The organism is uncultured Streptococcus sp., assembly GCF_938036805.1.
Classification (GTDB): Bacteria; Bacillota; Bacilli; order Lactobacillales; family Streptococcaceae; genus Streptococcus.
The window spans coordinates 1-23,952 of record NZ_CALHWC010000124.1 but is presented as its reverse complement, the minus strand read 5'-3'; the positions used below and the strand labels follow the sequence as shown (position 1 = coordinate 23,952).

Below are 23,952 nucleotides of genomic sequence, written 5' to 3'. Positions count from 1 at the left end.
ATAAAAATGTAATATTGACTGCTCGCGATATTGTCGTGGAATTTGACGTTCGTGACAGAGTATTGACTGCCATTCGAGGCGTTTCCCTTGATCTAGTTGAAGGTGAAGTTCTAGCTCTGGTTGGAGAATCTGGCTCTGGTAAATCTGTTTTGACAAAAACATTTACTGGAATGTTGGAAGAAAATGGCCGTGTAGCTCAAGGAACGATTGATTACCGAGGAACTGATTTGACGGCCCTAAAGAGCAACAAGGATTGGGAGCCAATCCGCGGGGCTAAAATTGCAACCATTTTCCAAGATCCCATGACTAGTCTAGATCCGATTAATACAATCGGAAGTCAAATTACCGAAGTAATCGTCAAACACCAAGGAAAAACAAGCAAAGAAGCCAAAGAAATGGCAATCGACTACATGACCAAAGTCGGAATTCCTGACGCTGAGAAGCGTTTTGAAGAATATCCATTTCAATATTCAGGCGGGATGCGTCAACGGATTGTTATCGCGATCGCCTTGGCTTGTCGTCCAGATATTCTGATCTGTGATGAGCCTACAACGGCCCTCGATGTGACGATTCAGGCGCAGATTATTGACTTGCTCAAATCATTGCAGGCAGAATACCATTTCACGACTGTCTTTATCACCCATGACCTTGGTGTTGTGGCAAGTATTGCTGATAAAGTGGCAGTTATGTATGCTGGCGAGATCGTTGAATATGGAACAGTTGAAGAAATCTTCTACGATCCAAAACATCCATATACATGGAGCTTGCTGTCTAGCTTGCCGCAGTTAGCTGAAGCAAATGGTGAACTCTACTCGATTCCAGGTACACCACCGTCGCTATATACTAGCATTAAAGGGGATGCTTTTGCACTTCGTTCGGACTATGCAATGGCCATTGATTTCGAAGAAAAAGCTCCTGCCTTTCAGGTTTCCGATACGCACTGGGCTAAGACTTGGCTCTTGCACGAAGATGCGCCAAAGGTTGAGAAACCAGCCATTATCGAAAACCTTCATGATAAAATTCGTTCAAAAATGGGCTTCAATCACTTAGAAGCTTAGGAGGAAGGAAATGACTGAAAAATTAGTTGAAATTAAAGATTTAGAAATTTCCTTCGGCGAAGGAAGTAAGAAATTTGTAGCTGTAAAGAATGCAAATTTCTTTATCAATAAAGGAGAAACTTTTTCCCTAGTAGGTGAATCTGGTTCTGGTAAAACAACCATCGGCCGTGCTATCATCGGCTTGAATGATACCAGTGCAGGGGACATCTTATACGAAGGCAAGAAAATCAACGGGAAGCAATCGAAAGCTGATGAAGCTGAATTGATCCGTAAGATTCAGATGATTTTCCAAGACCCGGCTGCCAGCTTAAATGAGCGTGCGACGGTTGACTATATTATTTCAGAAGGTCTTTATAACTACCATCTTTTTGAAAATGAAGAAGATCGTCAAGAAAAAGTTAAGAATATCATTCGTGAAGTTGGTCTTTTAGCTGAGCATTTGACACGCTATCCTCACGAGTTTTCTGGTGGTCAACGTCAGCGGATTGGGATTGCTCGTGCCTTAGTCATGGAGCCAGATTTCGTCATTGCGGATGAGCCAATCTCTGCCTTGGACGTTTCCGTTCGTGCGCAAGTCTTGAATCTTTTGAAAAAATTCCAAAAAGAACTTGGCTTGACCTATCTCTTTATCGCCCATGACCTATCGGTAGTTCGTTTTATTTCAGATCGAATCGCTGTTATCTATAAAGGGGTTATCGTCGAGGTTGCAGAGACAGAAGAGTTGTTTAACAACCCTATCCACCCTTATACGCAGTCCCTTTTGTCTGCAGTGCCGATTCCAGACCCAATTTTGGAGCGCAAAAAGGTCTTAAAGGTTTACGATCCAGAGCAGCATGACTACTCAGTGGATCAACCTAGCATGGTTGAGATCCGTCCTGGTCACTATGTCTGGGCTAATCAAGCAGAAGCTGACCGCTATAAAAAAGAATATAAATAAAAAAGAAGCTGTAGAAACATGAACTTGAATGTTTCTCGGCTTTTTTTTTATTGTTATTTCAGCAAATTTACGGAAATATACGCAATCGCTTGCATACTATGATTTCACCTTATTCTATATATTATTCCACTAAATATAGGAAAAAGTCCCAAAATAATTTTTATAAAAGCCTTTACAAAATTAAAAATAGTGGTATAATAGTATTATTCAATGCAAACGATTTCATCAAGGGGTGGTTTGTGTAAAATATAAGGAGGTCTGGATGATGAAAGATTCATTCAAAAACATTTTTAGCTTTGAATTTTGGCAAAAATTCGGTAAAGCTTTGATGGTGGTTATTGCGGTTATGCCCGCAGCAGGTTTGATGATCAGTATTGGTAAGTCAATTCCGATGATCAACCCTGAACTAGGTTTTCTAGTGACTACTGGTGGCGTTTTAGAACAAATTGGTTGGGGGATTATCGGAAACCTGCATATCCTCTTTGCTCTCGCTATTGGAGGTAGCTGGGCGAAAGAACGTGCTGGCGGTGCCTTTGCGGCAGGTTTATCCTTCATTTTGATTAACCGTATCACTGGGGTTATGTTCGGTGTATCAAGCGATATGCTGAAAGATTCTAAAGCAGTGGTTAGTACTCTCTTAGGAGGAAGCATCAAGGTTTCTGATTACTTTATCAGTGTCCTTGAGTCTCCTGCTTTGAATATGGGGGTTTTCGTCGGAATTATCGCTGGTTTTGTCGGAGCAACAGCTTATAACAAATACTACAACTTCCGTAAATTGCCAGATGCTTTGTCATTCTTCAATGGTAAGCGTTTTGTACCGTTCGTTGTTATCTTGCGTTCAGTAATCGTAGCAATTGTTTTGTCATTTGTATGGCCAGTTGTTCAAACAGGTATCAACAACTTTGGTATTTGGATTGCTAACTCACAAGATACTGCTCCAATCTTGGCACCGTTCTTGTACGGTACTTTGGAACGTCTCTTGCTTCCATTCGGTTTGCACCACATGTTGACGATCCCAATGAACTACACACAACTTGGTGGTACTTATGAAGTATTGACTGGTGCTGCTAAAGGTACTCAAGTATTTGGTCAAGATCCACTCTGGTTGGCTTGGGTAAATGACTTGGTTGGTACTAAGACAGCTGATCCTACTAAGTACCAATATTTGCTTGACACATTCCATCCAGCCCGCTTCAAAGTTGGACAAATGATCGGTTCATTTGGTATCCTTATGGGTGTTGCTGCAGCTATTTACCGCAATGTTGATGCTGACAAGAAACATCAATACAAAGGTATGATGATTGCGACTGCTTTGGCAACCTTCTTGACAGGGGTTACTGAACCAATCGAATACATGTTCATGTTCGTGGCAACTCCACTTTACTTGATTTACTCATTTGTACAAGGTGCTGCCTTTGCTATGGCGGACATTGTTAACCTTCGTGTGCACTCATTCGGGTCTATCGAATTCTTGACTCGTACTCCAATGGCTATCAATGCTGGTTTGGGTATGGATATCATTAACTTTATCTGGGTAACAGTTCTCTTTGCAGTAATCATGTACTTCATTGCGAACTTCATGATTCAAAAATTCAATTATGCAACTCCAGGACGTAACGGTAACTATGAAACAGCTGAAGGTTCAGAAGCTGCTTCATCAGAACAAGGTGGTGCAAAAGTAGCTGCTTCTTCTCAAGCAGTGAATGTCATTAACTTGCTAGGTGGCCGTGCTAATATCGTTGATGTTGATGCATGTATGACTCGTCTTCGTGTGACTGTTAAGGACGCAACAAAAGTTGGTTCTGAAGAAGAATGGAAAGCTGAAGGCGCTATGGGCTTGGTTATGAAAGGTCAAGGCGTTCAGGCAATCTACGGACCAAAAGCTGACGTTCTTAAATCTGATATCCAAGACTTGTTGGATTCAGGAGAAGTGATCCCTGAAACTTTGCCAAGTCAAAAAGCTGAGTCTGCAGCTGCAGCAGTTAGCTACAAAGGCGTGACAGAAGCAATCGAAACAGTTGCTGATGGTGAAGTTGTTAAGTTGGAAGATGTTAAAGATCCAGTCTTCTCACAAAAAATGATGGGTGACGGATTTGCGGTTGAACCAGCAAATGGCAAAATCTATTCTCCAGTAGCTGGTAAAGTGACAAGCGTCTTCCCTACAAAACATGCTCTTGGTCTCTTGACTGAAGCTGGTCTTGAAGTGCTTGTTCATATCGGTTTGGATACTGTTAGCCTTGAAGGCAAACCATTTGAAGTACATGTAGCAGAAGGACAAACCGTTGCTGCAGGTGATCTTTTGGTAACAGCAGATTTGGCGGCTATTAAAGAAGCGGGTCGTGAAACAACCACTATCGTTGTCTTCACAAATGCTCCAGCAATCAAATCAGTAGCAGTTGAGAAATTCGGTAAAGTCGCTCCTAAGACAGTTGTGGCTAAAGTAGAATTGTAAGATAGAAAAGAGAAATCATGGCAAAATTCCTGACTTTAAATACTCATAGTTGGATGGAAGAAGAGCAAGAAAGCAAGCTAAATCAGCTAGCTGAGCGGATTCTTCAAGAAAAATATGACGTCATTTGCCTGCAGGAAGTCAATCAATTAGTGGAGTCTGAACAGGTTGTTCAGGCTCCATTTTATTATGCGGTAGATGGCGCCATTCCGATTCACCAGGACCACTATGCCCTACGTCTGGTTGAAAAGCTAGCTGAGGCAGATCTGGACTATTACTGGTCTTGGGCTTATAACCATATTGGATTTGATATTTATAATGAAGGGGTTGCAATTCTGTCCAGAAAGCCCCTGAAGGCAAGAGAGCTCTTGGTGTCTGATGTCAATGATCCAAGTGACTATCATACGCGTAAAGTCTTGCTGGCAGAAACGGAGCTCGATGGTCAGCTCATCACAGTTGCTTCTTGTCACCTATCTTGGTGGGATAAAGGTTTCCAAGGAGAGTGGGCTAAGTTTGAATCTGAGCTCTTGCAAGTTGAGACTCCTCTTGTCCTCATGGGAGATTTTAACAATCCTGTTGATCACGAGGGTTACCAGCACATTCTTCAAAGCCCACTTGCTCTCCAGGACAGCCATAAGGTGGCTGACCAAGCAATTGGTACAGCGACGGTTGAAGGCGATATTGCTGGATGGGCAGGAAACAAAGATGCTCTAAAAATTGATTATATCTTTACAAGCAAAGATTTCAATATTGAAAAATCTGCTGTTGTTTTTGATGGGCAACGTGGTCCAGTCGTTAGTGACCATTTTGGCTTGGAAGCTCAAGTTCATTTCTAAGCTTATCTGAACAATCGAAATAAACTAAAAAATCGCTTTAAATGTTTGTTTTGCTTAAACAGCATTTGAAGCGATTCTTTGCTTTTTAGAGGAAAAGTGCAAAGAAGTCTAGAGCCAAGAAGTTCTGCTGGTTAAGATAGGATAATCTTGCTATTTCATGCCTCAGACGGAGGTTTTTTTGCTTAATTTTGTTACAATAGACATGTAAGGAAGGGAATAGCTATGTGGAAAGTTCAATTATTCATCTTTGTTGAAGCGATTCTATTATCAATGGCCTTGGTTACCATGCTGGCCGCCGATTTTTCGCGTGTTGTTCTCATCATGCTGCTCTTTCTCTTGTTTTTATATTATTATTTCGGCAAGCAGAGAGGCAATTCGCTATTGGTTGCGACCATGATTGTCTTCTTTTTCATTGTCATGCTCAATCCTTATGTTATTGCCGCTGTCCTTTTTGCCTTGATTTACGGCATGATTGTGGCCTATCCTTATCTTTACAAAGAAAATCAAGAGACCCATCTTTTCTTTGAAGATGCGACCGAAGTTCGAGCTGAAAAAAATCGTTGGTTGGGGGATTTGCAGCATTTTTCAAAGGATGACTGCCAGTTTCATGATATTAATCTCTTGAGAATGATGGGTAAGGACACCATTCACTTAGAGGATGTCATTGTGGTCAATCATGATAATGTGATTGTGATTCGTAAGGGCTTTGGAGATACCAAGATTGTCATCCCTTTAGATGTAGAAATCCAGCTTCAGATTAACACTTTGTATGGAGATTTGAATTTTTTAAATCATCCGACACGCAAGCTGCGCAATGAAACGATTTCGTTGACAACGCCTGACTATAAGAGAGCCAGCAAAACTGTAAAAATTGTTTTGGTCAGCTTTTTAGGAAATGTGGAGGTTGTTAGAAAGTGAAAAAAACAAGTTATTTGGTCATTTTCCTCTATACCTTCTTCGTTTTAGGGGTTATCTTTCACTACATTTTTAATCTTTTTAATTTAGAATGGCAAAAGCTGCTGAATAATCTGGACTTGCTCCAGTCCTTTGCTTTCTTTGTTCTGGTTCTGGGCTTAGCGCTGACTATCCTTTTGGCCGCTGCTGCGCGCTTCCTTCAGCACCTGTCTCTTTCTCAAGTTCAGAAGAATTTAAAAGCTATTTTAGAAGGCGGTGACATACAAGAAACCGGCCAGGCAGAATTGGACGATTCTTTCGTCCGCTTAAAAGAAAAGTTGGATAGTCTAACCGAAAACTTGCAGAAATCAGAGAATCAGGCCTTGCAGGAGGAAGAGAAGATTATCGAAAAAGAGCGCAGGCGGATTGCTCGCGATTTGCATGATACGGTCAGTCAGGAGCTATTTGCTGCGAATATGATTCTTTCAGGTGTCGCTGGGAATGTGGAGCGTCTGGATAAAGACAATCTCCAGCAGCAGTTAAAGGGCATCGCGGATATTCTGGATACAGCACAAAAAGACTTGCGGATTTTGCTCTTACATTTACGACCGGCAGAGTTGGAAAATCGGACCTTGGTAGAGGGCATGAATGTCTTAATCAAAGAGTTGACAGATAAGTCAGACTTGACTGTCCAGTTTAAGCATGAGGTGGTCAGCCTGCCCAAGCAGATAGAGGAGCACATTTTTAGGATTATCCAAGAAATAATCAATAATACCTTGCGTCATGCTCAGGCCAGTCGTCTGGACATCTATCTCTATCAGACGCCAAATAGGCTTAAGCTCAAGGTTTCTGATGACGGAATCGGTTTTGATCCAGCTAGTTTGGCTGATATGAGTTATGGTTTGAAAAATATTGAAGATCGAGTGCATGATATGGCTGGAACCTTGAAGATTCTAACAGCTCCCAAAAAAGGAGTTTCTATCGAAATCAGAGTTCCATTGTTAGAAGGGGAAAAGGATGAGAATATTACTAGTGGATGATCATCAAATGGTCAGATTGGGTTTGAAAAGCTTTTTTGAATTACAGGACGATATCGAAGAGGTGACAGAGGCTACCAATGGTAGAGAAGGTGTCGAAAAGGCTCTGGGAAGCCGTCCAGATGTGATTATGATGGACATTGTCATGCCGGAGATGAGCGGCATTGATGCCACCTTGGCTATCTTGAAAGAATGGCCAGAGGCAAAGATTTTAATTTTGACTTCCTATCTGGACAATGAAAAAATCTATCCTGTCTTGGATGCGGGTGCCCGTGGTTATATGTTGAAGACTTCTAGTGCGGATGAAATTCTCCACGCCGTTAGAAAGGTTGCAAAAGGTGAATTTGCCATTGAAACAGAAGTCAGCAAGAAGGTCGAATACCATCGAAATCACATAGAGCTTTATGAGGATTTAACTGCGCGAGAGCGGGATATTTTGGGGCTTCTAGCCAAGGGCTATGAAAACCAGCGGATTGCTGATGAGCTCTTTATTTCCTTGAAAACGGTCAAGACGCATGTGTCCAATATTTTGTCTAAGCTGGAAGTGAGCGATCGAACTCAAGCAGTCGTCTACGCTTTTCAGCATCACCTTGTTCCGCAAGACGATTTTTAATGATATAATAGAAAAGATTAAATTGAAAGAGGAAAATATGAAGGCAAAATTAAAATATAAGGCGAAAAAAATTAAGATTGTTTTCTTTGATATCGACGATACCTTGCGGGTCAAGGAAACGGGCTTCATCCCAGAGTCGATCAAAGATGTATTTAAGCAGCTGAGAGAAAAGGGAATTCTGACAGGAATTGCTTCTGGTCGTGGCATTTTTGGAGTTGTTCCAGAAATTCGTGCCTTGGATCCTGATTTCTTTGTTACCTTGAATGGGGCTTATGTTGAAGATCGAAAGGGCAAAGTCATTGCGAAAACAGTTATTCCACAAGAATGCGTAGAATCCTACATTGCTTGGACCAAGGAAGTAGGCATTGATTACGGTTTGGTAAGTAGTCACGAAGCGGCTTTGTCTGTTCGCAATCCTATGATTTCGTCAGCAATTGATATCATTTATCCAGATCTGGCTGTCAATCCTGATTTTTACCAAGATCATGAAATCTACCAAATGTGGACTTTTGAGGATGTAGGCGACAGTTTGCAGTTGCCAGAAGATTTGGCCAAGTCTCTCCGTATGGTACGTTGGCATGAGCATTCATCGGATGTCGTACCGAAAGAAGGTTCAAAGGCAGCTGGCGTTGCCAAGGTCGTGGAGCACCTCGGTTTCAAACCAGAAAATGTTTTAGTTTTTGGCGACGGACTCAATGATTTAGAGTTGTTTGACTATGCAGGGCTCAGCATTGCTATGGGAGTTTCCGATGAAGAGCTACAGAAAAAAGCTGATTTTGTCACAAAAAGGGTCGAAGAAGACGGCATTTTTGATGCTTTGGAACAATTGGGCATGGTGGAGAAAGAATTGACCTTCCCACAGCTTCATCTTGACGAGCTTGAAGGACCAGTGGCAAAGATCAAGACAAATCATGGTGAGTTGAAGATTCAACTCTTCCCAGAGCAAGCGCCCAAAACAGTTGCCAACTTTATTGCCTTATCTAAGGATGGCTACTATGACGGAGTGATTTTCCACCGAGTTATCAAAGATTTTATGATTCAGGGGGGCGATCCGACGGGTACTGGCATGGGTGGGGAGTCCATCTACGGTGAACGCTTTGAAGACGAGTTTTCACCGGAGCTTTATAATATCCGAGGCGCTCTGTCAATGGCGAATGCTGGTCCAAATACCAATGGCAGTCAGTTCTTTGTTGTCCAAAACAGCAGTCTTCCTTATTCAACCAAGGAATTGACTCGGGGAGGATGGCCAAAGCCAATCGCTGAAGTTTATGCTAGCCAAGGAGGGACACCGCATTTGGACCGTCGACATACTGTGTTTGGGCAGCTAGTAGATGAAGCTTCTTATGAAGTTCTGGACAAGATCGCAGCAGTTGAGACAGCTTCAATGGATAAACCGCTTGAGGATGTTGTTATTGAGACGATTGAGGTTGTAGACTAATGAAAATCGGAGATAAGTTAAAGGGTAAAATTACGGGGATTCAGCCCTACGGTGCCTTTGTTGAACTAGAAAGCGGTCTGATCGGGCTCATTCATATTTCTGAGATTCGGACAGGCTATATTGACAATATTCACGATATTTTAAAAATCGGGGATCAGGTTCTCGTCCAGGTGGTGGATTATGATGAGTTTTCTGGTAAGGCCAGCCTGTCAATGCGGACTTTAGAGGAAGAAAAGCATCGTTTACCGAGACGGCATCGCTTTTCAAATGATCGTTGTAAAATTGGTTTTGCGCCCTTAGGCAAGCAAATGCCAATCTGGATTAAGGAAGCCAAGGCTTTTCTAAAAGAACAAAAAGATTAGAAAAAATCCTACTCAATTTGAGTAGGATTTTTGGTAGACTCTTTTCACGATTAAGCGTCAAATTCATAGAGGGCAGTAGACAGGTAGCGTTCTCCGTTATCAGGTGTCAGAGCAAGAACTTTCTTACCAGCTCCTAGTTTTTTCGCGACTTCAATGGCTGCAAAAATAGCTGCAGCAGATGAAATTCCCACTAAGAAGCCTTCCTGACCACCAATATAGCGTCCCAATTCTAGCGCTTGCTCAGAAGTCACGCGGACAATGCCATCGTAAGCTTCTGTATCCAAGGTCTCGGGAATGAAGCCAGCTGAAAGTCCTTGGATTTTATGCGGACCAGGTTTTTCTCCAGAAAGGATAGCAGATTCGTCTGCTTCGACTGCATAGACTTGGATGTTCGGATTCGCTTTTTTAAGAGCATGAGAAACACCAGAGATAGTCCCACCAGTTCCGACACCACCGACAAAGGCATCCAGTCCAGTTTCACCGAAAGCAGAGACAATTTCTGCTCCTGTTGTTCGTTCGTGAACTTCTGGATTGGCTGGGTTGTTAAATTGTAGTGGCAGCCAGCCATTTCGCTCTTGGGCGATTTCTTCTGCCTTGGCGATGGCGCCCTTCATTCCTTCGCTACCTGGAGTCAAAACTAGCTCTGCTCCATAGGCTTGAATAATCTTGCGGCGCTCCACACTCATAGTTTCTGGCATCACAATGACAACCTTGTAGCCTTTAGCTGCTCCAACCCATGAAAGGCCAATACCGGTATTTCCGCTGGTTGCTTCCACAATAGTGTCGCCAGGCTTGATAAGGCCATCGCGCTCAGCTGCCTCAATCATACTGAGAGCAATCCGGTCTTTTACAGAAGAGCCAGGATTGAAGGCTTCTAACTTGACGTAAACCTCAGCTGCTCCTTCAGGAACGATATTATTTAGTTTAACAATTGGCGTTCTTCCAACTAATTCTGTGATATTTTGATAAATGTTTGCCATTTTTCCTACCTCAATACTTTAATGAAACTAGTATAAGACGAAAGCGGCACTTTGTAAAATATAAAAAAGCTATGACCATGATAAAAATTCTTTATCACCAAGCCTAGCTTTTTAAATTATTCAACTGTTAAGGGAATTTCAACCTCGCGCAAGCCCTGATCATCAATTTGGATTTTGCCGTTGAAAAACTCGACTAATTTCTGTTCTAGTGGTTCTTTTTCTTGCTTGTCGATATAGATGGTTGTGGCAACTAGATCTGTGAATTCTGTGTCGAATTCGATCAGATTTTCAGCTTTTAAAAAGTTATCGAAGTTTTGGTACTGGCTGTAAGACATTTTGAGGCGCAAGCCAGCTTGTTCCTTGATTTCGATCAAACCGATTTCTTTGATTGCCAAAGCGACGCTGCCTGCATAAGCCCGAATGAGTCCGCCAGCTCCTAGCTTGATCCCGCCAAAATAGCGCGTGACCACAAAGCAGACATTGGTCACCTGGTGATTTTCCATGACACCGAGCATGGGAACGCCCGCTGTACCGCTGGGTTCGCCGTCGTCACTGGTTCGTTTGATTTCACTTTTCTCTCCGACAATAAAAGCAGAACAATTATGAGTGGCTTTATAGTGCTCTTTTTTGATGGCTGCAATAAAATCCCGAGCTTCCTCTTCTGAGTAAACGCGCTTGGCATGGCAAATGAAGCGGGATTTCTTAATTTCTTCTTGGGCTTGACCGTCTTGGCTAATTGTTCTATATTCCATAGTTTTATTGTACACAAAAAATTGGATTTTTCCAAAAGTTTTACGAATAAAAAAGTATGTTAGAAAGAAAAGATTGCTTAGGTAGGATATTTACAAAGGATCAGCTAAGCCCTGAGCTGCGCTCGCAGGCCCAGCAGCTGCCCAGTATGCGAGAGGAAAAGAGGAAGTTGTTTTGCGGCCGCTGTGGCACTCAAGTGGACAAAGAGCATCATCAGCTACCAGTCAATGCCTACTATTGCAGGGAGTGCTTGATGTTGGGGCGAGTTCGGAGTGATCAAGAACTCTATTATTTTCCGCAGGAAGATTTTCCTAAAAATCAGGTACTCAAGTGGCAGGGGCAACTAACGACCTTTCAAGAGAAAGTTTCTCAGGGACTGTTAGAGGCAGTCGCTCAAAAGCAGAATACCCTAGTCCATGCAGTGACTGGGGCGGGCAAAACAGAAATGATTTATCAGGTGATTGCAGAAGTGATTGATCGTGGAGGTGCCGTTTGCCTAGCCAGCCCTCGGATTGATGTCTGTTTGGAGCTTTATCGCCGGCTCAAGCTGGATTTTGCCTTCCCGATTTCGCTTTTGCATGGGGAATCCGAGCCATATTTTCGTAGTTCCTTGGTCATTGCTACTACCCATCAGCTTCTTAAATTTTATCGAGCTTTTGATTTGCTGATTGTGGACGAGGTGGATGCTTTTCCTTATGTAGACAATCCTGTGCTCTACCACGCCGTGGAGCAGTCGGTCAAGGAGGAGGGAACCACTATCTTCCTAACTGCCACTTCGACGGATGAGCTGGATAAAAAAGTCCAAAAAGGAGAATTAAAACGACTCAGCCTTCCGCGGCGCTTCCATGGGAATCCTTTGATTGTGCCCCAAAAAGTTTGGCTGGCAGATTTTCAAAAATATTTAGCGAAAAAGAAATTGCCGCCTAAACTGAAAAAATATATCGAGAGACAGAGAAAAACAGGCTTTCCCTTACTGATCTTTGCCTCAGAAATCAAAAGAGGTCAAGAATTTGCGCAAGTTTTGAAGGAGATCTTTCCAGCGGAAAGAGTCGGATTTGTGGCTTCAACAACTGAAAATCGTTTAGAAATCGTTGAAGAGTTTCGCAAGCGAGAAATTACCATTTTGGTTACGACAACCATCTTAGAGCGTGGCGTGACCTTTCCCTGTGTAGATGTTTTTGTTCTAGAGGCCAACCATCGTCTCTTTAGCCGTAGCGCCTTGGTGCAAATTTCTGGTCGAGTGGGACGTAGCATGGAGAGGCCGACGGGAGATTTATTCTTCTTTCACGACGGCACCACACGTTCAATCGAAAAAGCGATTCGTGAAATCAAACTGATGAACAAGGAGGCCGGCCTATGAGAAATTGCCTGCTATGCAGCCAGGCAGTAGAAGAAAATAGGACTTTTTCTTCCTTGATTTTATTACAAAAAGAACAAAATACAATTTGTAAACATTGCCGAGCAGGATTTGAAGCGATTTCCTCTATCCATTGCCCACGTTGCTGGAAGGAGGGAGAAACGGAAATTTGCTCGGATTGTCAAACCTGGGAAGCGCAAGGCTACTTGGTGCAGCATCAGGCCTGTTTTCTTTATAATGATTTGATGAAGGATTTCTTCAGCAAATACAAGTTTCAAGGAGATTATCTTCTGAGATTTGTGTTTGCGGAAGTTCTCAAAAAAAGTCTCAGAAATTTCAAAAAATATACTCTGGTTCCTATTCCCGTTAGCCCTGAAAAATACCAAAGCCGAGGTTTTAATCAGGTGGAAGGCTTCTTGCAAGCAGCTGGCTTGCCTTATAAACATTTGCTGGAAAAGCAGGATGCGCTTGCCCAATCCAGTAAAAATCGTGAAGAACGATTAAACAGTCAGCAATGTTTTACATTGGCGAAAGATGTCCTCCTGCCTGAAAAAATTCTTCTGATAGACGATGTGTACACGACTGGAAAAACCTTACAATTGGCTCGAGAATTATTGCTGGAAGAAGGTGTGAAAGAAGTTTTGACATTTTCACTCGCAAGATAAGAAAATATTTGCAAAAAAGGAATGAAAGCGTTATAATGATATTGTAAATAAAACATTTATGTTTAGAAAGAAGGTACTTATATGCTTAAATATAGTATCCGTGGTGAAAACCTAGAAGTAACTGATGCTCTCCGTGACTACGTAGTTTCTAAACTTGAGAAGATTGAGAAGTATTTCCAAGCAGAGCAAGAACTTGATGCACGGGTCAATCTGAAAGTGTACCGGGAGAAAACGGCGAAAGTCGAAGTAACCATTCCCCTTGGCTCAATTACCCTTCGGGCAGAAGATGTTTCACAAGACATGTACGGATCTATTGACTTAGTTGTCGATAAAATTGAACGTCAAATTCGTAAGAATAAGACAAAGATTGAAAAGAAAAATCGGAACAAAGTTGCAACTAGCCAGTTGTTCACAGATGCTTTAGTAGAAGACGCTGATGCAGCATCTTCTAAAGTAGTACGTTCTAAGCATATTGACTTGAAACCAATGGATCTAGATGAAGCTATTTTGCAAATGGATTTGTTGGGACATGACTTCTTCATCTACACAGATGTTGAAGATAATACAACGAATGTTATCTATCGTCGTGAAGATGGAGATATCGGTTTGTTAGAAGTAAAATAATGTAAAAGAGCTGTCCAATTTGGATGGCTTTTTGTTGTAAGGAAAGCTCTCGCTCATTCTACTTCAAAGAATGTTTACAAATAAAGAAATTCTATTTTATTTTTATAGCTGTCCTATGGTATAATAAAGGGATAAATGTTAGGTGGTAGGTATGGCTAAATTAATTCCTGGTAAAATTCGAACGGAAGGAATTGCCCTCTGTGTCAGCAAAAAAGTCGAAATTCTTGAAGTTAAGGATTCCTTTCTATACACGCGCGTGGATCAGTACAATCTACGCTATAGTCTAGATGACGATGCAGTTTTCTGTTCCTGTGATTTTTTTCAAAAGAAGAAGTACTGTGCCCATCTGGCTGCCTTGGAATATTTTTTGAAAAATGATTCGGCGGGTAAAGATCTGCTGGCGAAGATGACAGAAAAAGAGTCTTCTAGTCAGGAAGCCCAGAAATTAGTTTCTTTTGGTAGTCTTTTTTTGGATAAGATTTTGCTAGATAAATCCAGTCAACAAATCCGCTATGAGCTATTGGCGACCGGCCAAGAAGATACTTACACAGGACAATTCTTATGGAGTCTGCGGATCTGTCGATTGCCAGATGAGCGTTCTTATGTGGTGCGTGATATTTTGTCCTTTTTGAGAACCTTGGGCAAGGGTGGCCATTATCAGATCGGCAAGAGCTACTATGAGCCTATTCGCATGGAGAATTTTGATGAGGCCAGTCAAGATTTGCTAGAATTCTTACGAGGCTTGGCAGCGGATTATAAGGGGCAGGATTCTCCACTAGTCTTTCCCAATGCTGGGCGGCACCTCTATTTTCCAGCTAGTCTTTTTGAAGAAGGTGTGACTCGCTTGATGAATCTCACGTCATTTCGTTTAGAATATAGCTTCTATGATTATGCTGAGGTCTTTTTCCAAGACTTGCATGAAGAGGCGGAGATTTATCAGTTTGAAGTGCAAGAGCGGGAAAACTATTTTGAGCTGCTGATATCTGAAAAGAATTATAAGATGCTCTATGGGGGGCAATTTCTCTTTCATAATCAAACCTTCTATCAGCTGACGGCTGAGCAAACCAAATTAATCAAGACTTTACAAGAATTACCGATAGAGCAGGAGCGCGTTAAGCGCCTGCAATTTGATGTATCTGAACAGTCCAAACTGGCAGTGAGTCTGCTTGAGTTCAAAAAAATTGGCCGTGTGACAGCGCCTGAGCGCCTGCTCATTCATGACTTTACCGTTGATTTCAATTTTAATTTGGGAGCGGACAAGCAAGTATTACTGGATCTTGTCTTTGATTATGGCAGTCAGATCGTAAGCAGTCGTGAAGCGCTGAGAAAGCTACCTTTTGCCAGCAATTTTGAGCGAGAACAGCAAGTTTTTAAAGCAATGCTGGAGGCGGGTTTTGCAGATGAGTTTACCAGCCAGCGTCCTCCTTTACGACCAGAAGAAATTTATCGCTTCTTCTCCGTCTTGATTCCGCGCTTTAGAGCACTAGGCAATGTCTACTTGTCAGATGAGCTGCAGAGTCTATCTCAAACAGCACCTCCGAAAGTTTCCATTAGTATGAATGGTGGGCTCTTGGATATTGGCTTTGATTTTACTGGTATTGATCAGTCTGAAGTCGATGATGTTCTAGATTCGCTGATGAGTCAAAAGGATTACTTTATCAGCAAGACGGGTCAGGTCTTGATTTTTGATGAGAAAAGTAAGCGAATCAGCCAGACTTTGCAACAATTGCGAAGCAAACATTCTAAAAATGGGGTCATCCAAACGCATAGTCTGGCCGCCTATCAACTCTCTGAATTGTTCAAAGATCAGGAAAGAGTTGACTTGTCGCAGGATTTTCGCCAGCTAGCTTATGATTTGACCCATCCTGAGGATTTCCCGCTACCTAAACTGAAGGTTCAGGCAGAGCTTCGAGATTATCAGGAGACGGGTGTGAAATGGCTATCCATGCTGAATAAATATGGATTTGGTGGTATTCTAGCCGATGACATGGGCTTGGGAAAGACCCTTCAGACCATTTCTTTCTTGACTGCTCATTTGACCAAGTCTAAGAAAGTCTTGATTTTGGCGCCATCCAGCCTGATTTACAACTGGAGTGATGAGTTTGCCAAATTTGCTCCAGACCTAGATGTAGCTGTTGTGTATGGACTGAAAAATGTCCGAGATGCTGTGATTGCAGAAGATCATCAGATTACGATTACCAGCTATGCTTCTTTCAGACAAGATGTTGAGGAGTATCGGGGGCTTCATTTTGATTATTTGATATTGGACGAAGCACAGGTCATGAAAAATGATCAGAGCAAGATTGCTCAATATCTAAGAGCTTTTGAGGTGGACCGTACCTATGCTTTATCTGGTACGCCAATTGAAAATCATCTTGGCGAGCTTTGGTCTATCTTCCAGATTGTCCTTCCGGGCTTATTACCGAGCAAGAAAGCTTTTTTGAAGATGTCGGCAGAAACGGTTGCCCGTTATATCAAACCCTTTGTTATGAGGCGTAAGAAAGAAGAAGTCTTGCAGGAGCTTCCTGATTTGATTGAAGTTTCTTACCGAAATGAACTCGCAGACAGCCAGAAAACGATTTATCTAGCCCTGCTCAAGCAAATGCAGGAGCGAATTCTCCATGCAACGGAGGAGGAAATCAATCGCAGCAAAATCGAAATCTTGTCTGGGCTTATGCGACTCCGTCAAATCTGTGATACTCCTAAGCTTTTTATGGATGATTACGACGGGGAAAGCGGTAAGCTGGAGAGTTTGCGTGAGCTGTTGGAGCAGATTCAAGGCGGCAATCATCGTGTTCTGATATTTTCACAATTCCGTGGTATGTTGGACATTATTGAGGAAGAGCTGGGTCAGATGGGGCTGGAATCCTTCAAAATCACAGGCTCAACTCTGGCAAAAGACCGACAGGAGATGACAAAAGCCTTCAACCAAGGAGAAAGATCAGCCTTTCTGATTTCCCTCAAGGCCGGCGGTGTCGGTCTCAATCTGACTGGTGCAAATACCGTTATTTTGGTGGATCTTTGGTGGAATCCTGCGGTAGAAGCCCAAGCTATTGGTCGGGCTCATCGTATCGGTCAGGAGCGGAATGTCGAAGTTTATCGCATGATTACGCGAGGAACCATTGAAGAAAAAATCCAAGAATTACAGGAGACTAAACGAAATCTGGTTTCAACGATTCTGGACGGGGCAGAGTCTCGCTCCAGTCTTTCGCTGGAAGAAATTCGAGAAATTCTTGGAATTTCATCTGAATCGCTTGAAAAAAAGTTTGAATAGTTTATAATAATGAAGAGTTGAAAGGATATGCTATGACAAATACCAAATTTCCTATAATCGCTGATGACGAAATTATGTTGACAGAAATGCCGCACATGAATTTGTACGATGAGTTGGATCTGATTAGCAACATTAAAGGTGACTACCAAGACCGTAATTATTTAGAATGGATGCCGATTGTCGAGCCAGAAAAGCCTGCTCGTGTGGCTCCTGCCAAAACTGTAAGTGAGGCTAGGAAGAAGCAAGTCCCAGTTACGGACTTTAAAAAGCCGATCGACAAAAATGATCCAGCTATCCGCTATGCTGAGCAGGCGCGAGAGGAGGCTCGAGCTGATCTGAAGAAAAAACGTTCAGCTGCTTATTTGACGAGCAAGCTCCCAAATAAAGTTCGTAGTCGGAAGGTAGCACCTCCTCTTGAGGGGAATCCAGTTAAGCCGACAGCACCTTTCCAAAAGGAAAATTCAGGTGAGCTAACAAAGTTCAGTAACAAGCTCAAGCAAGATAGCTACATACTAGCGGATATTCAGCCTCAAGCTATTGTAGAGGCGCCAGCTAATCAAGAAAAAAAGAAAAAGAATAACTACGATTTTCTCAAAACCAGCCAAGTCTATAACAAAGGCAATAAGCGAGAAAAACACAATAAGCATAAAAAAGCGCAGGAATTGGACATCACCAAGTTGAGTTCAGATGCCCAAGGGCAATAAGGCTTCAGTTGTTTAAGATTTAAGGAGTAATCATGACGAAAACCTATCATTTTATCGGAATTAAGGGCTCAGGAATGAGCGCTTTGGCTTTGATGTTGCATCAGATGGGCCATAAGGTTCAGGGAAGCGACGTTGATAAATATTATTTTACTCAGCGTGGTCTAGAGCAGGCTGGTATTCCCATTTTGCCTTTCGATGAGAAAAATCTCCAGTCAGATTTTGAAATTATTGCCGGTAATGCCTTCCGTCCAGATAACAATGTGGAAATTGCCTATGCAGATGCCAATGGTATCAGTTACAAACGCTACCATGAATTTTTGGGTAGCTTTATGCGTGACTTTGTCAGCTTAGGTGTGGCTGGTGCCCACGGGAAAACTTCTACAACGGGTATTCTTTCTCATGTTCTGTCTAATATCACAGATACTAGCTATCTAATTGGGGATGGTACAGGCCGCGGGTCTGCTAATGCCAAGTATTTTGTCTTTGAATCAGACGAGTACGAGCGTCATTTTATGCCTTATCATCCGGAATATTCGATTATCACCAATATTGACTTTGACCATCCAGATTATTTCACAAGCTTGGAAGATGTCTTTAATGCTTTCAATGATTATGCTAAGCAGATTACTAAAGGGCTCTTCGTTTATGGAGAAGACGAGCAACTACGCCGCATTACTTCAAATGCACCGATTTATTATTATGGCTTCAAGGAAGAAGGCAATGACTTTGTCGCTCACGATCTCTTGCGCTCTACAAGTGGTTCAGGCTTTAAAGTTTCCTTCCGCGGGCAAGAGCTGGGTGAGTTCCAGATTCCAAGCTTTGGCCGTCACAACATTATGAATGCGACAGCGGTCATCGGTCTCCTCTACATTGCAGGTATTGATTTGAATCTAGTAAGAGAACATCTCAAGACCTTTAGTGGAGTTAAGCGCCGTTTTACAGAAAAGATTGTCAACGACACAGTCATTATTGATGACTTTGCCCATCATCCAACGGAAATTATCGCGACTTTGGATGCAGCTCGTCAGAAGTATCCAAGCAAGGAAATTGTGGCCATCTTCCAGCCACACACCTTCACTCGGACTATTGCTCTCTTGGACGAATTTGCGGAAGCCCTCAATCAGGCTGACTCAGTCTATTTGGCTCAGATTTACGGATCTGCGCGTGAGGTGGACAAAGGCGATGTTAAGGTCGAAGATTTGGCTGAAAAGATTGTGAAACGGGCCAAGGTTATTGATGTGGACAATGTTTCTCCGCTTCTTGACCACGATAATGCCGTTTATGTCTTTATGGGAGCTGGGGACATCCAGACCTATGAATATTCCTTTGAACGTCTTCTGTCCAATCTGACCAGCAACGTTCAGTAGGAGGAGACTTGATGGAAGCACCAATTCGAATCAGACAGGCTGACTTGAGCGACTGGGAGGAAATTCTTGCAATCGAGCAGCTGAATTTTCCAGCAGCAGAAGCGGCCAGTGCAGAAGTTCTCAAAGAGCGGATTGAACGCATCTCGGATACTTTTTTGCTGGCAGAGCTGCATGGTCAGCTGGCGGGCTATATTGTTGGGAAGGCTGTTCCAGCTCGATATCTGAAGGATGACCTTTTCAGCAAAGTGAGCGCCAATCCTCCAGAAGGTGGCTTCATTGTCGTCCAAAGTCTGTCCGTCCATTCTGATTTTCAGAGGCAGGGGGTCGGAACTTTGTTGCTTGCAGCTTTCAAGGAGACAGCTGTTCAGGAACATCGGCAGGGCATTAGCCTTACCTGTCATGATGAGCTGATACCTTATTTTGAGATGAATGGTTTCGTCCATGAAGGGATTTCTGACTCAACTCACGGTGGGACTATCTGGTCAAATATGGTATGGCAAAATCCTAATTTTAAGGAGAAGTGATGATTATTCGTCAAGTTCAAATGGCTGACTTAGATGCCATTTATGCGATCGAATTGGAAAATTTCAGTCCAGAAGAGGCTATTAGTCGTGAAATATTGGCAAAACACATTGAAACGATTCCTTCAACTTTTTTGGTCGCAGAAAAAAATGGCAAGATTTTGGGCTATTTAGAAGGTCCTGTCCGACCAGAACGTTATTTAAAAGATATTTCCTTTACGGAGGACATTGAAGATTATAGCTATCTGGCTGGCGGATTTATCTCTGTGACTAGTCTATCTATTTCTAAAGAAGCACAGGGCTTGGGTGTAGGAAAAGCCTTGTTGAAAGTTATGAAGGAAATTGTGATTGCTGATGAACGCCACGGTATCAATCTCACTTGTCATGATTATTTGATAGCCTACTATGAGCAACATGACTTTGTCAATGAAGGACCTTCGTCCTCAACCTATGCAGATGAAGTATGGTTTGATATGGTTTGGGAAAATCCCCAGATATAATTTTCATAAATAATATACTTTTGAAAGTCGGATATGATTGCATTTATCTGACTTTTAAGATATAATGTTAGGGATTATGAAGAAGGAGATCAAGTTTTTGACTGAAAATTCACAGGATAACGAAAAGACGCTGAGTTTTAAAGAGAAGATTTTGAATGAGTTGGCAGCAGCCAATGGTACCCAAAATCACTCAGTTCAGGAAGAAGCGCAGCCTCTTTTAGGTAAAGAAATGGAATTGGCGGAGAGCTTGGAATCTCTCGTTTCTGCTGTTGAAAAATCTCATGAGGTTCTAGAGAAGGATACTTCAGTAGAGGAAGAACCTAGTAAGGTCAAAGTAGAAGAGCCAATGGGACAAAGCGATCCTACCGTTCATACTCAGGCAGATGTGCTAGAAAATATAGTCCGTAATTCTACGATTTCGGAAGTTCCATCAAATGTTGATGGGCTAGGACAAGCTGATGTTGCTAAGAAGGAAAGTATAGAATCTGGAGAGGTTCAAACTTCTGTGCCTCATTCAGAAGCTTATCAAGAAAAGGTGGCGCCTGTTACAGATGAGATAAAAGAAACAGTGTTACCTGATTCAAACACTACAGATGAAAGAGAAGCTAAAAAAGACTTTTCTACTGCAGAACCAACGCTAAGCCGTAGAGATGTTGCTCATGGAAAGAAACGTTCTCGTGCAGATCGTACCAATAGTAGTAAAAAGAAAAAACGTAAAAACGGCCTAGCCAATCGAATCGTGATGACAGTCTTGGTACTTTTCCTATTGGGCCTTGGTATTACTGGTTTTGTAGGATACAATTATGTCTCTTCCGCGCTGAAGCCAGTAGATGCCAAATCGACAGAATATGTGACGGTGGAGATTCCTGCCGGTTCTAGTACCAAACAAATCGGAGAGATTTTAGAAAAGAAAGGCCTGATTAAGAACGCTCAAGTCTTTAATCTTTATTCAAAAATCAGAAGTTATGGTAATTTCCAATCTGGCTACTATAATCTTCAAAAGAGTATGGATTTAGACACGATTGCTAAGCAATTACAAGAAGGTGGGACAGATACACCACAGCCTCCAGTTCTTGGCAAGATAACAATTCCTGAGGGATATACCTTGGAGCAAATCGCCGAGGCAACTACTGTCAATGCTGCAAAAACTGCGAACAAGAATACTAAAACACCATTCAGCAAGGAAGATTTTCTAAATAAAGCTCAAGATGAAGATTTTATTGCAAAAATGGCAGCTAAATATCCGCAGCTTCTAGCAACTTTGCCGAGCAAGGATAGTGGTGTTAAATATCGTCTTGAAGGTTATCTTTTCCCAGCTACTTATGATTATGGAAAAGAAACCACGGTTGAAGAACTGATCGACCAAATGTTGGCTGCTATGAATACCAATCTATCGCAGTATTACTCAACAATTGAGTCTAAGAATCTGACGGTCAATGATGTTTTAACCCTCGCCTCTTTAGTTGAAAAAGAGGGTTCAACTGATCAGGATCGCAAAGATATTGCGAGCGTCTTTTATAATCGTTTGAACCAAGCTATGCCACTTCAGAGCAATATTGCACTTCTTTATGCTCAAGGAAAACTTGGTCAAAAGACAACTCTTAAAGAAGATGCTGAAATCGATACAAATCTTGACTCGCCTTATAATGTATACAAAAAGCAAGGTTTGATGCCTGGTCCAGTAGATAGTCCAAGCCTGTCTGCTATCGAAGCTACTATTAATCCAAGTAAGACAGAGTACTTGTATTTTGTAGCAAATGTGGAGACTGGGGCTGTATATTTTGCAAATACTTACGAAGAACACGCTAAGAATGTGGAAGAACACGTTAATAGCAAATTAAACCAATCAGGTGAAAGTTCTAACTAAATTATGTGGTTTTCCACATAATTTTGTTTTATCAAAAAATAGAAAGAAGAGAGAAAATAAAGTAATGGCTGAAAAAACTTATCCTATGACCCTTGTAGAAAAGGAAAAATTAGAACAAGAATTAGAAGAATTGAAATTGGTTCGACGTCCAGAAGTAGTAGAACGCATTAAAATTGCTCGTTCTTACGGAGATTTATCAGAAAATAGTGAATATGAAGCAGCAAAGGATGAGCAGGCTTTCGTTGAAGGACAAATTTCAAGTCTGGAGACTAAAATTCGCTATGCTGTAATTGTTGATAGTGATTCAGTTGCTAAAGATGAAGTTGCCATCGGTAAAACTGTTACTATTCAAGAAGTCGGTGAGACTGAAGAAGAAGTATACATTATCGTTGGTTCAGCTGGTGCGGATGCCTTTGCGGGAAAAGTTTCAAATGAAAGCCCAATTGGTCAAGCATTGATTGGTAAGAAGACTGGTGATATTGCAACAGTAGAAACACCAGTTGGCAGCTATGATGTCAAAATCCTAAAAGTTGAAAAAACAATCTAAGAAAGGTCGAGCACGCTCGGCTTTTTCTTTATCAATTTATGCTATAATATAGAACAAGCAAAGGAGATTGTATACTGATGGTTTTATCAAAAAAACGAGCACGCCATGTCATCGAGGAGATTATTGCCCTATTTCCTGATGCCAAACCGAGTTTAGATTTTAGAAATCACTTTGAGCTACTCGTGGCAGTCATGTTATCAGCTCAAACGACAGATGCTGCGGTTAATAAAGCTACACCAAATCTATTTTTAGCTTATCCTACTCCAGAAGCTATGGCAGCAGCATCCGAGGCAGATATTGCCAAGCACATTTCACGTTTAGGACTTTATCGAAATAAGGCCAAGTTTCTAAAAAAATGTGCCCAGCAACTCTTGAACGATTTCAATGGACAGGTGCCTCAGACTCGGAAAGAATTGGAAAGTTTAGCTGGGGTGGGGCGTAAGACAGCTAACGTGGTCATGAGTGTAGGGTTTGGTATTCCAGCTTTTGCCGTTGATACGCATGTTGAACGCATTTGTAAACACCACGATATTGTCAAAAAGTCAGCAAGTCCTTTAGAAGTTGAAAAACGTGTTATGGATGTTCTCCCGCCTGAACGCTGGCTAGCTGCGCATCAGGCTATGATCTACTTTGGTCGAGCTATTTGCCATCCCAAAAATCCAGAGTGTGATCACTATCCTCAACTTTACAACTTTGATCATGTTTAAGTTAGTGTCTTTGAATAATAAATTTCACTAGGCTATGAAAGGTTTAAGGGGCGTAAGAGTCTGTTGCGCGACTTGGGGGCATACTTATCAGATTTTTCTGAGATAATTATTTAGAAATAGAGTAAAAGGGAGAGTTTATCTTTCCCTTTTAGTTGTTGATTTATCAATGATTTTGTAGGCATTAGGAAATAAATTTGTAAAAAAAGATAAAAAAGTTTGAAAAAAGTGTTGACAAGGGAGTAGATAGGTGATATACTGATATAGTTGTCGCTTGAGAGAGCGATAAAGACCTTTGAAAACTGAACAAGACGAACCAATGTGCAGGGCACTACAACATATGTTGTAGTACTGAACAAAGGAAAAACAATAAATCTGTCAGTGACAGAAATGAGTGAGAACTCAAACTTTTAATGAGAGTTTGATCCTGGCTCAGGACGAACGCTGGCGGCGTGCCTAATACATGCA

The 23,952-nt window shown here is 41.9% G+C and carries 22 protein-coding genes and 1 rRNA gene; 21 read left to right on the top strand and 2 right to left on the bottom strand.

Going from position 1 to position 23,952, the window contains the following annotated elements; all coding sequences use genetic code 11:
* From Q0191_RS05005 to Q0191_RS04965, 9 genes are all read left to right on the top strand, one after another.
* A partial coding sequence (locus Q0191_RS05005) for an ABC transporter ATP-binding protein (RefSeq protein ID WP_297664386.1) occupies window positions 1-1,058 on the top strand: 1,058 nt, incomplete at its 5' end.
* 10 nt (window positions 1,059-1,068) lie between these two features.
* Complete coding sequence (locus Q0191_RS05000) at window positions 1,069-1,995, top strand: ATP-binding cassette domain-containing protein (protein WP_062004448.1); 927 nt, start codon at window positions 1,069-1,071, stop codon at window positions 1,993-1,995.
* A gap of 262 nt (window positions 1,996-2,257) precedes the next feature.
* Window positions 2,258-4,447, top strand: a complete 2,190-nt coding sequence (locus tag Q0191_RS04995) for a PTS transporter subunit IIBC (protein ID WP_062004449.1) — start codon at window positions 2,258-2,260, stop codon at window positions 4,445-4,447.
* A 17-nt stretch (window positions 4,448-4,464) separates the two neighbouring features.
* Window positions 4,465-5,280 carry an endonuclease/exonuclease/phosphatase family protein gene (locus Q0191_RS04990; RefSeq protein ID WP_297664381.1) on the top strand — a complete coding sequence of 272 codons (816 nt, stop codon included), beginning with the start codon at window positions 4,465-4,467 and terminating at the stop codon, window positions 5,278-5,280.
* Window positions 5,281-5,502: 222 nt separating this feature from the next.
* The gene (gene liaF / locus Q0191_RS04985) at window positions 5,503-6,198 is read left to right on the top strand and encodes a cell wall-active antibiotics response protein LiaF (protein ID WP_149517969.1); all 696 of its coding nucleotides are present in this window, start codon (window positions 5,503-5,505) and stop codon (window positions 6,196-6,198) included.
* On the top strand, window positions 6,195-7,214 hold the full coding sequence (locus Q0191_RS04980; RefSeq protein ID WP_297664376.1) for a sensor histidine kinase: 1,020 nt from the start codon (window positions 6,195-6,197) through the stop codon (window positions 7,212-7,214). Before liaF ends, Q0191_RS04980 begins: the two co-directional genes overlap by 4 nt.
* Complete coding sequence (locus tag Q0191_RS04975) at window positions 7,192-7,824, top strand: response regulator transcription factor (protein WP_297664374.1); 633 nt, start codon at window positions 7,192-7,194, stop codon at window positions 7,822-7,824. The genes Q0191_RS04980 and Q0191_RS04975 overlap by 23 nt, the downstream gene beginning before the upstream one ends.
* A 37-nt stretch (window positions 7,825-7,861) precedes the next feature.
* Window positions 7,862-9,262, top strand: a complete 1,401-nt coding sequence (locus Q0191_RS04970) for a bifunctional Cof-type HAD-IIB family hydrolase/peptidylprolyl isomerase (RefSeq protein WP_297664372.1) — start codon at window positions 7,862-7,864, stop codon at window positions 9,260-9,262.
* Window positions 9,262-9,624 (top strand): S1 RNA-binding domain-containing protein, encoded by a 363-nt coding sequence (locus tag Q0191_RS04965; RefSeq protein ID WP_015605261.1) that lies wholly within the window; start codon window positions 9,262-9,264, stop codon window positions 9,622-9,624. Before Q0191_RS04970 ends, Q0191_RS04965 begins: the two co-directional genes overlap by 1 nt.
* A 50-nt stretch (window positions 9,625-9,674) precedes the next feature.
* Here the strand turns inward: Q0191_RS04965 and cysK are convergent, their stop codons facing one another.
* Complete coding sequence (gene cysK / locus Q0191_RS04960) at window positions 9,675-10,604, bottom strand: cysteine synthase A (RefSeq protein ID WP_297664370.1); 930 nt, start codon at window positions 10,602-10,604, stop codon at window positions 9,675-9,677.
* Window positions 10,605-10,720: 116 nt separating this feature from the next.
* On the bottom strand, window positions 10,721-11,356 hold the full coding sequence (locus Q0191_RS04955) for a YigZ family protein (RefSeq protein WP_297664368.1): 636 nt from the start codon (window positions 11,354-11,356) through the stop codon (window positions 10,721-10,723).
* Between the two features lie 56 nt (window positions 11,357-11,412).
* Here Q0191_RS04955 and Q0191_RS04950 point away from each other — a divergent pair, with 56 nt between their 5' ends.
* The 12 genes from Q0191_RS04950 to Q0191_RS04895 all read left to right on the top strand — a co-directional run.
* Window positions 11,413-12,714, top strand: a complete 1,302-nt coding sequence (locus tag Q0191_RS04950) for a DEAD/DEAH box helicase (protein WP_297664366.1) — start codon at window positions 11,413-11,415, stop codon at window positions 12,712-12,714.
* Window positions 12,711-13,376 carry a ComF family protein gene (locus tag Q0191_RS04945; protein WP_297664364.1) on the top strand — a complete coding sequence of 222 codons (666 nt, stop codon included), beginning with the start codon at window positions 12,711-12,713 and terminating at the stop codon, window positions 13,374-13,376. The genes Q0191_RS04950 and Q0191_RS04945 overlap by 4 nt, the downstream gene beginning before the upstream one ends.
* 81 nt (window positions 13,377-13,457) lie before the next feature.
* Window positions 13,458-14,000 carry a ribosome hibernation-promoting factor, HPF/YfiA family gene (gene raiA, locus Q0191_RS04940; protein WP_297664362.1) on the top strand — a complete coding sequence of 181 codons (543 nt, stop codon included), beginning with the start codon at window positions 13,458-13,460 and terminating at the stop codon, window positions 13,998-14,000.
* A 151-nt stretch (window positions 14,001-14,151) separates the two neighbouring features.
* The gene (locus Q0191_RS04935) at window positions 14,152-17,274 is read left to right on the top strand and encodes a DEAD/DEAH box helicase (protein ID WP_297664360.1); all 3,123 of its coding nucleotides are present in this window, start codon (window positions 14,152-14,154) and stop codon (window positions 17,272-17,274) included.
* Window positions 17,275-17,306: 32 nt separating this feature from the next.
* Window positions 17,307-17,978 (top strand): cystathionine gamma-synthase, encoded by a 672-nt coding sequence (locus Q0191_RS04930; protein WP_297664358.1) that lies wholly within the window; start codon window positions 17,307-17,309, stop codon window positions 17,976-17,978.
* A 32-nt stretch (window positions 17,979-18,010) separates the two neighbouring features.
* Entirely contained in the window at window positions 18,011-19,345 is a 1,335-nt protein-coding gene (gene murC / locus Q0191_RS04925) for a UDP-N-acetylmuramate--L-alanine ligase (RefSeq protein WP_005591898.1), read from the top strand.
* 11 nt (window positions 19,346-19,356) lie between these two features.
* Window positions 19,357-19,869, top strand: a complete 513-nt coding sequence (locus Q0191_RS04920) for a GNAT family N-acetyltransferase (RefSeq protein WP_297664353.1) — start codon at window positions 19,357-19,359, stop codon at window positions 19,867-19,869.
* Window positions 19,869-20,366: a GNAT family N-acetyltransferase gene (locus tag Q0191_RS04915; RefSeq protein WP_297664351.1), complete on the top strand. Its 498-nt coding sequence runs from the start codon at window positions 19,869-19,871 to the stop codon at window positions 20,364-20,366. The genes Q0191_RS04920 and Q0191_RS04915 overlap by 1 nt, the downstream gene beginning before the upstream one ends.
* A 97-nt stretch (window positions 20,367-20,463) precedes the next feature.
* Window positions 20,464-22,233: an endolytic transglycosylase MltG gene (mltG, locus tag Q0191_RS04910; RefSeq protein ID WP_297664349.1), complete on the top strand. Its 1,770-nt coding sequence runs from the start codon at window positions 20,464-20,466 to the stop codon at window positions 22,231-22,233.
* Between the two features lie 64 nt (window positions 22,234-22,297).
* A complete protein-coding gene (gene greA, locus Q0191_RS04905) occupies window positions 22,298-22,780 on the top strand; it encodes a transcription elongation factor GreA (RefSeq protein ID WP_297664347.1) in 483 nt (160 codons plus the stop codon).
* A gap of 77 nt (window positions 22,781-22,857) precedes the next feature.
* Entirely contained in the window at window positions 22,858-23,487 is a 630-nt protein-coding gene (gene nth / locus Q0191_RS04900) for an endonuclease III (protein WP_297664345.1), read from the top strand.
* Between the two features lie 406 nt (window positions 23,488-23,893).
* A 16S ribosomal RNA gene (locus tag Q0191_RS04895) occupies window positions 23,894-23,952 on the top strand; the annotation flags it as partial.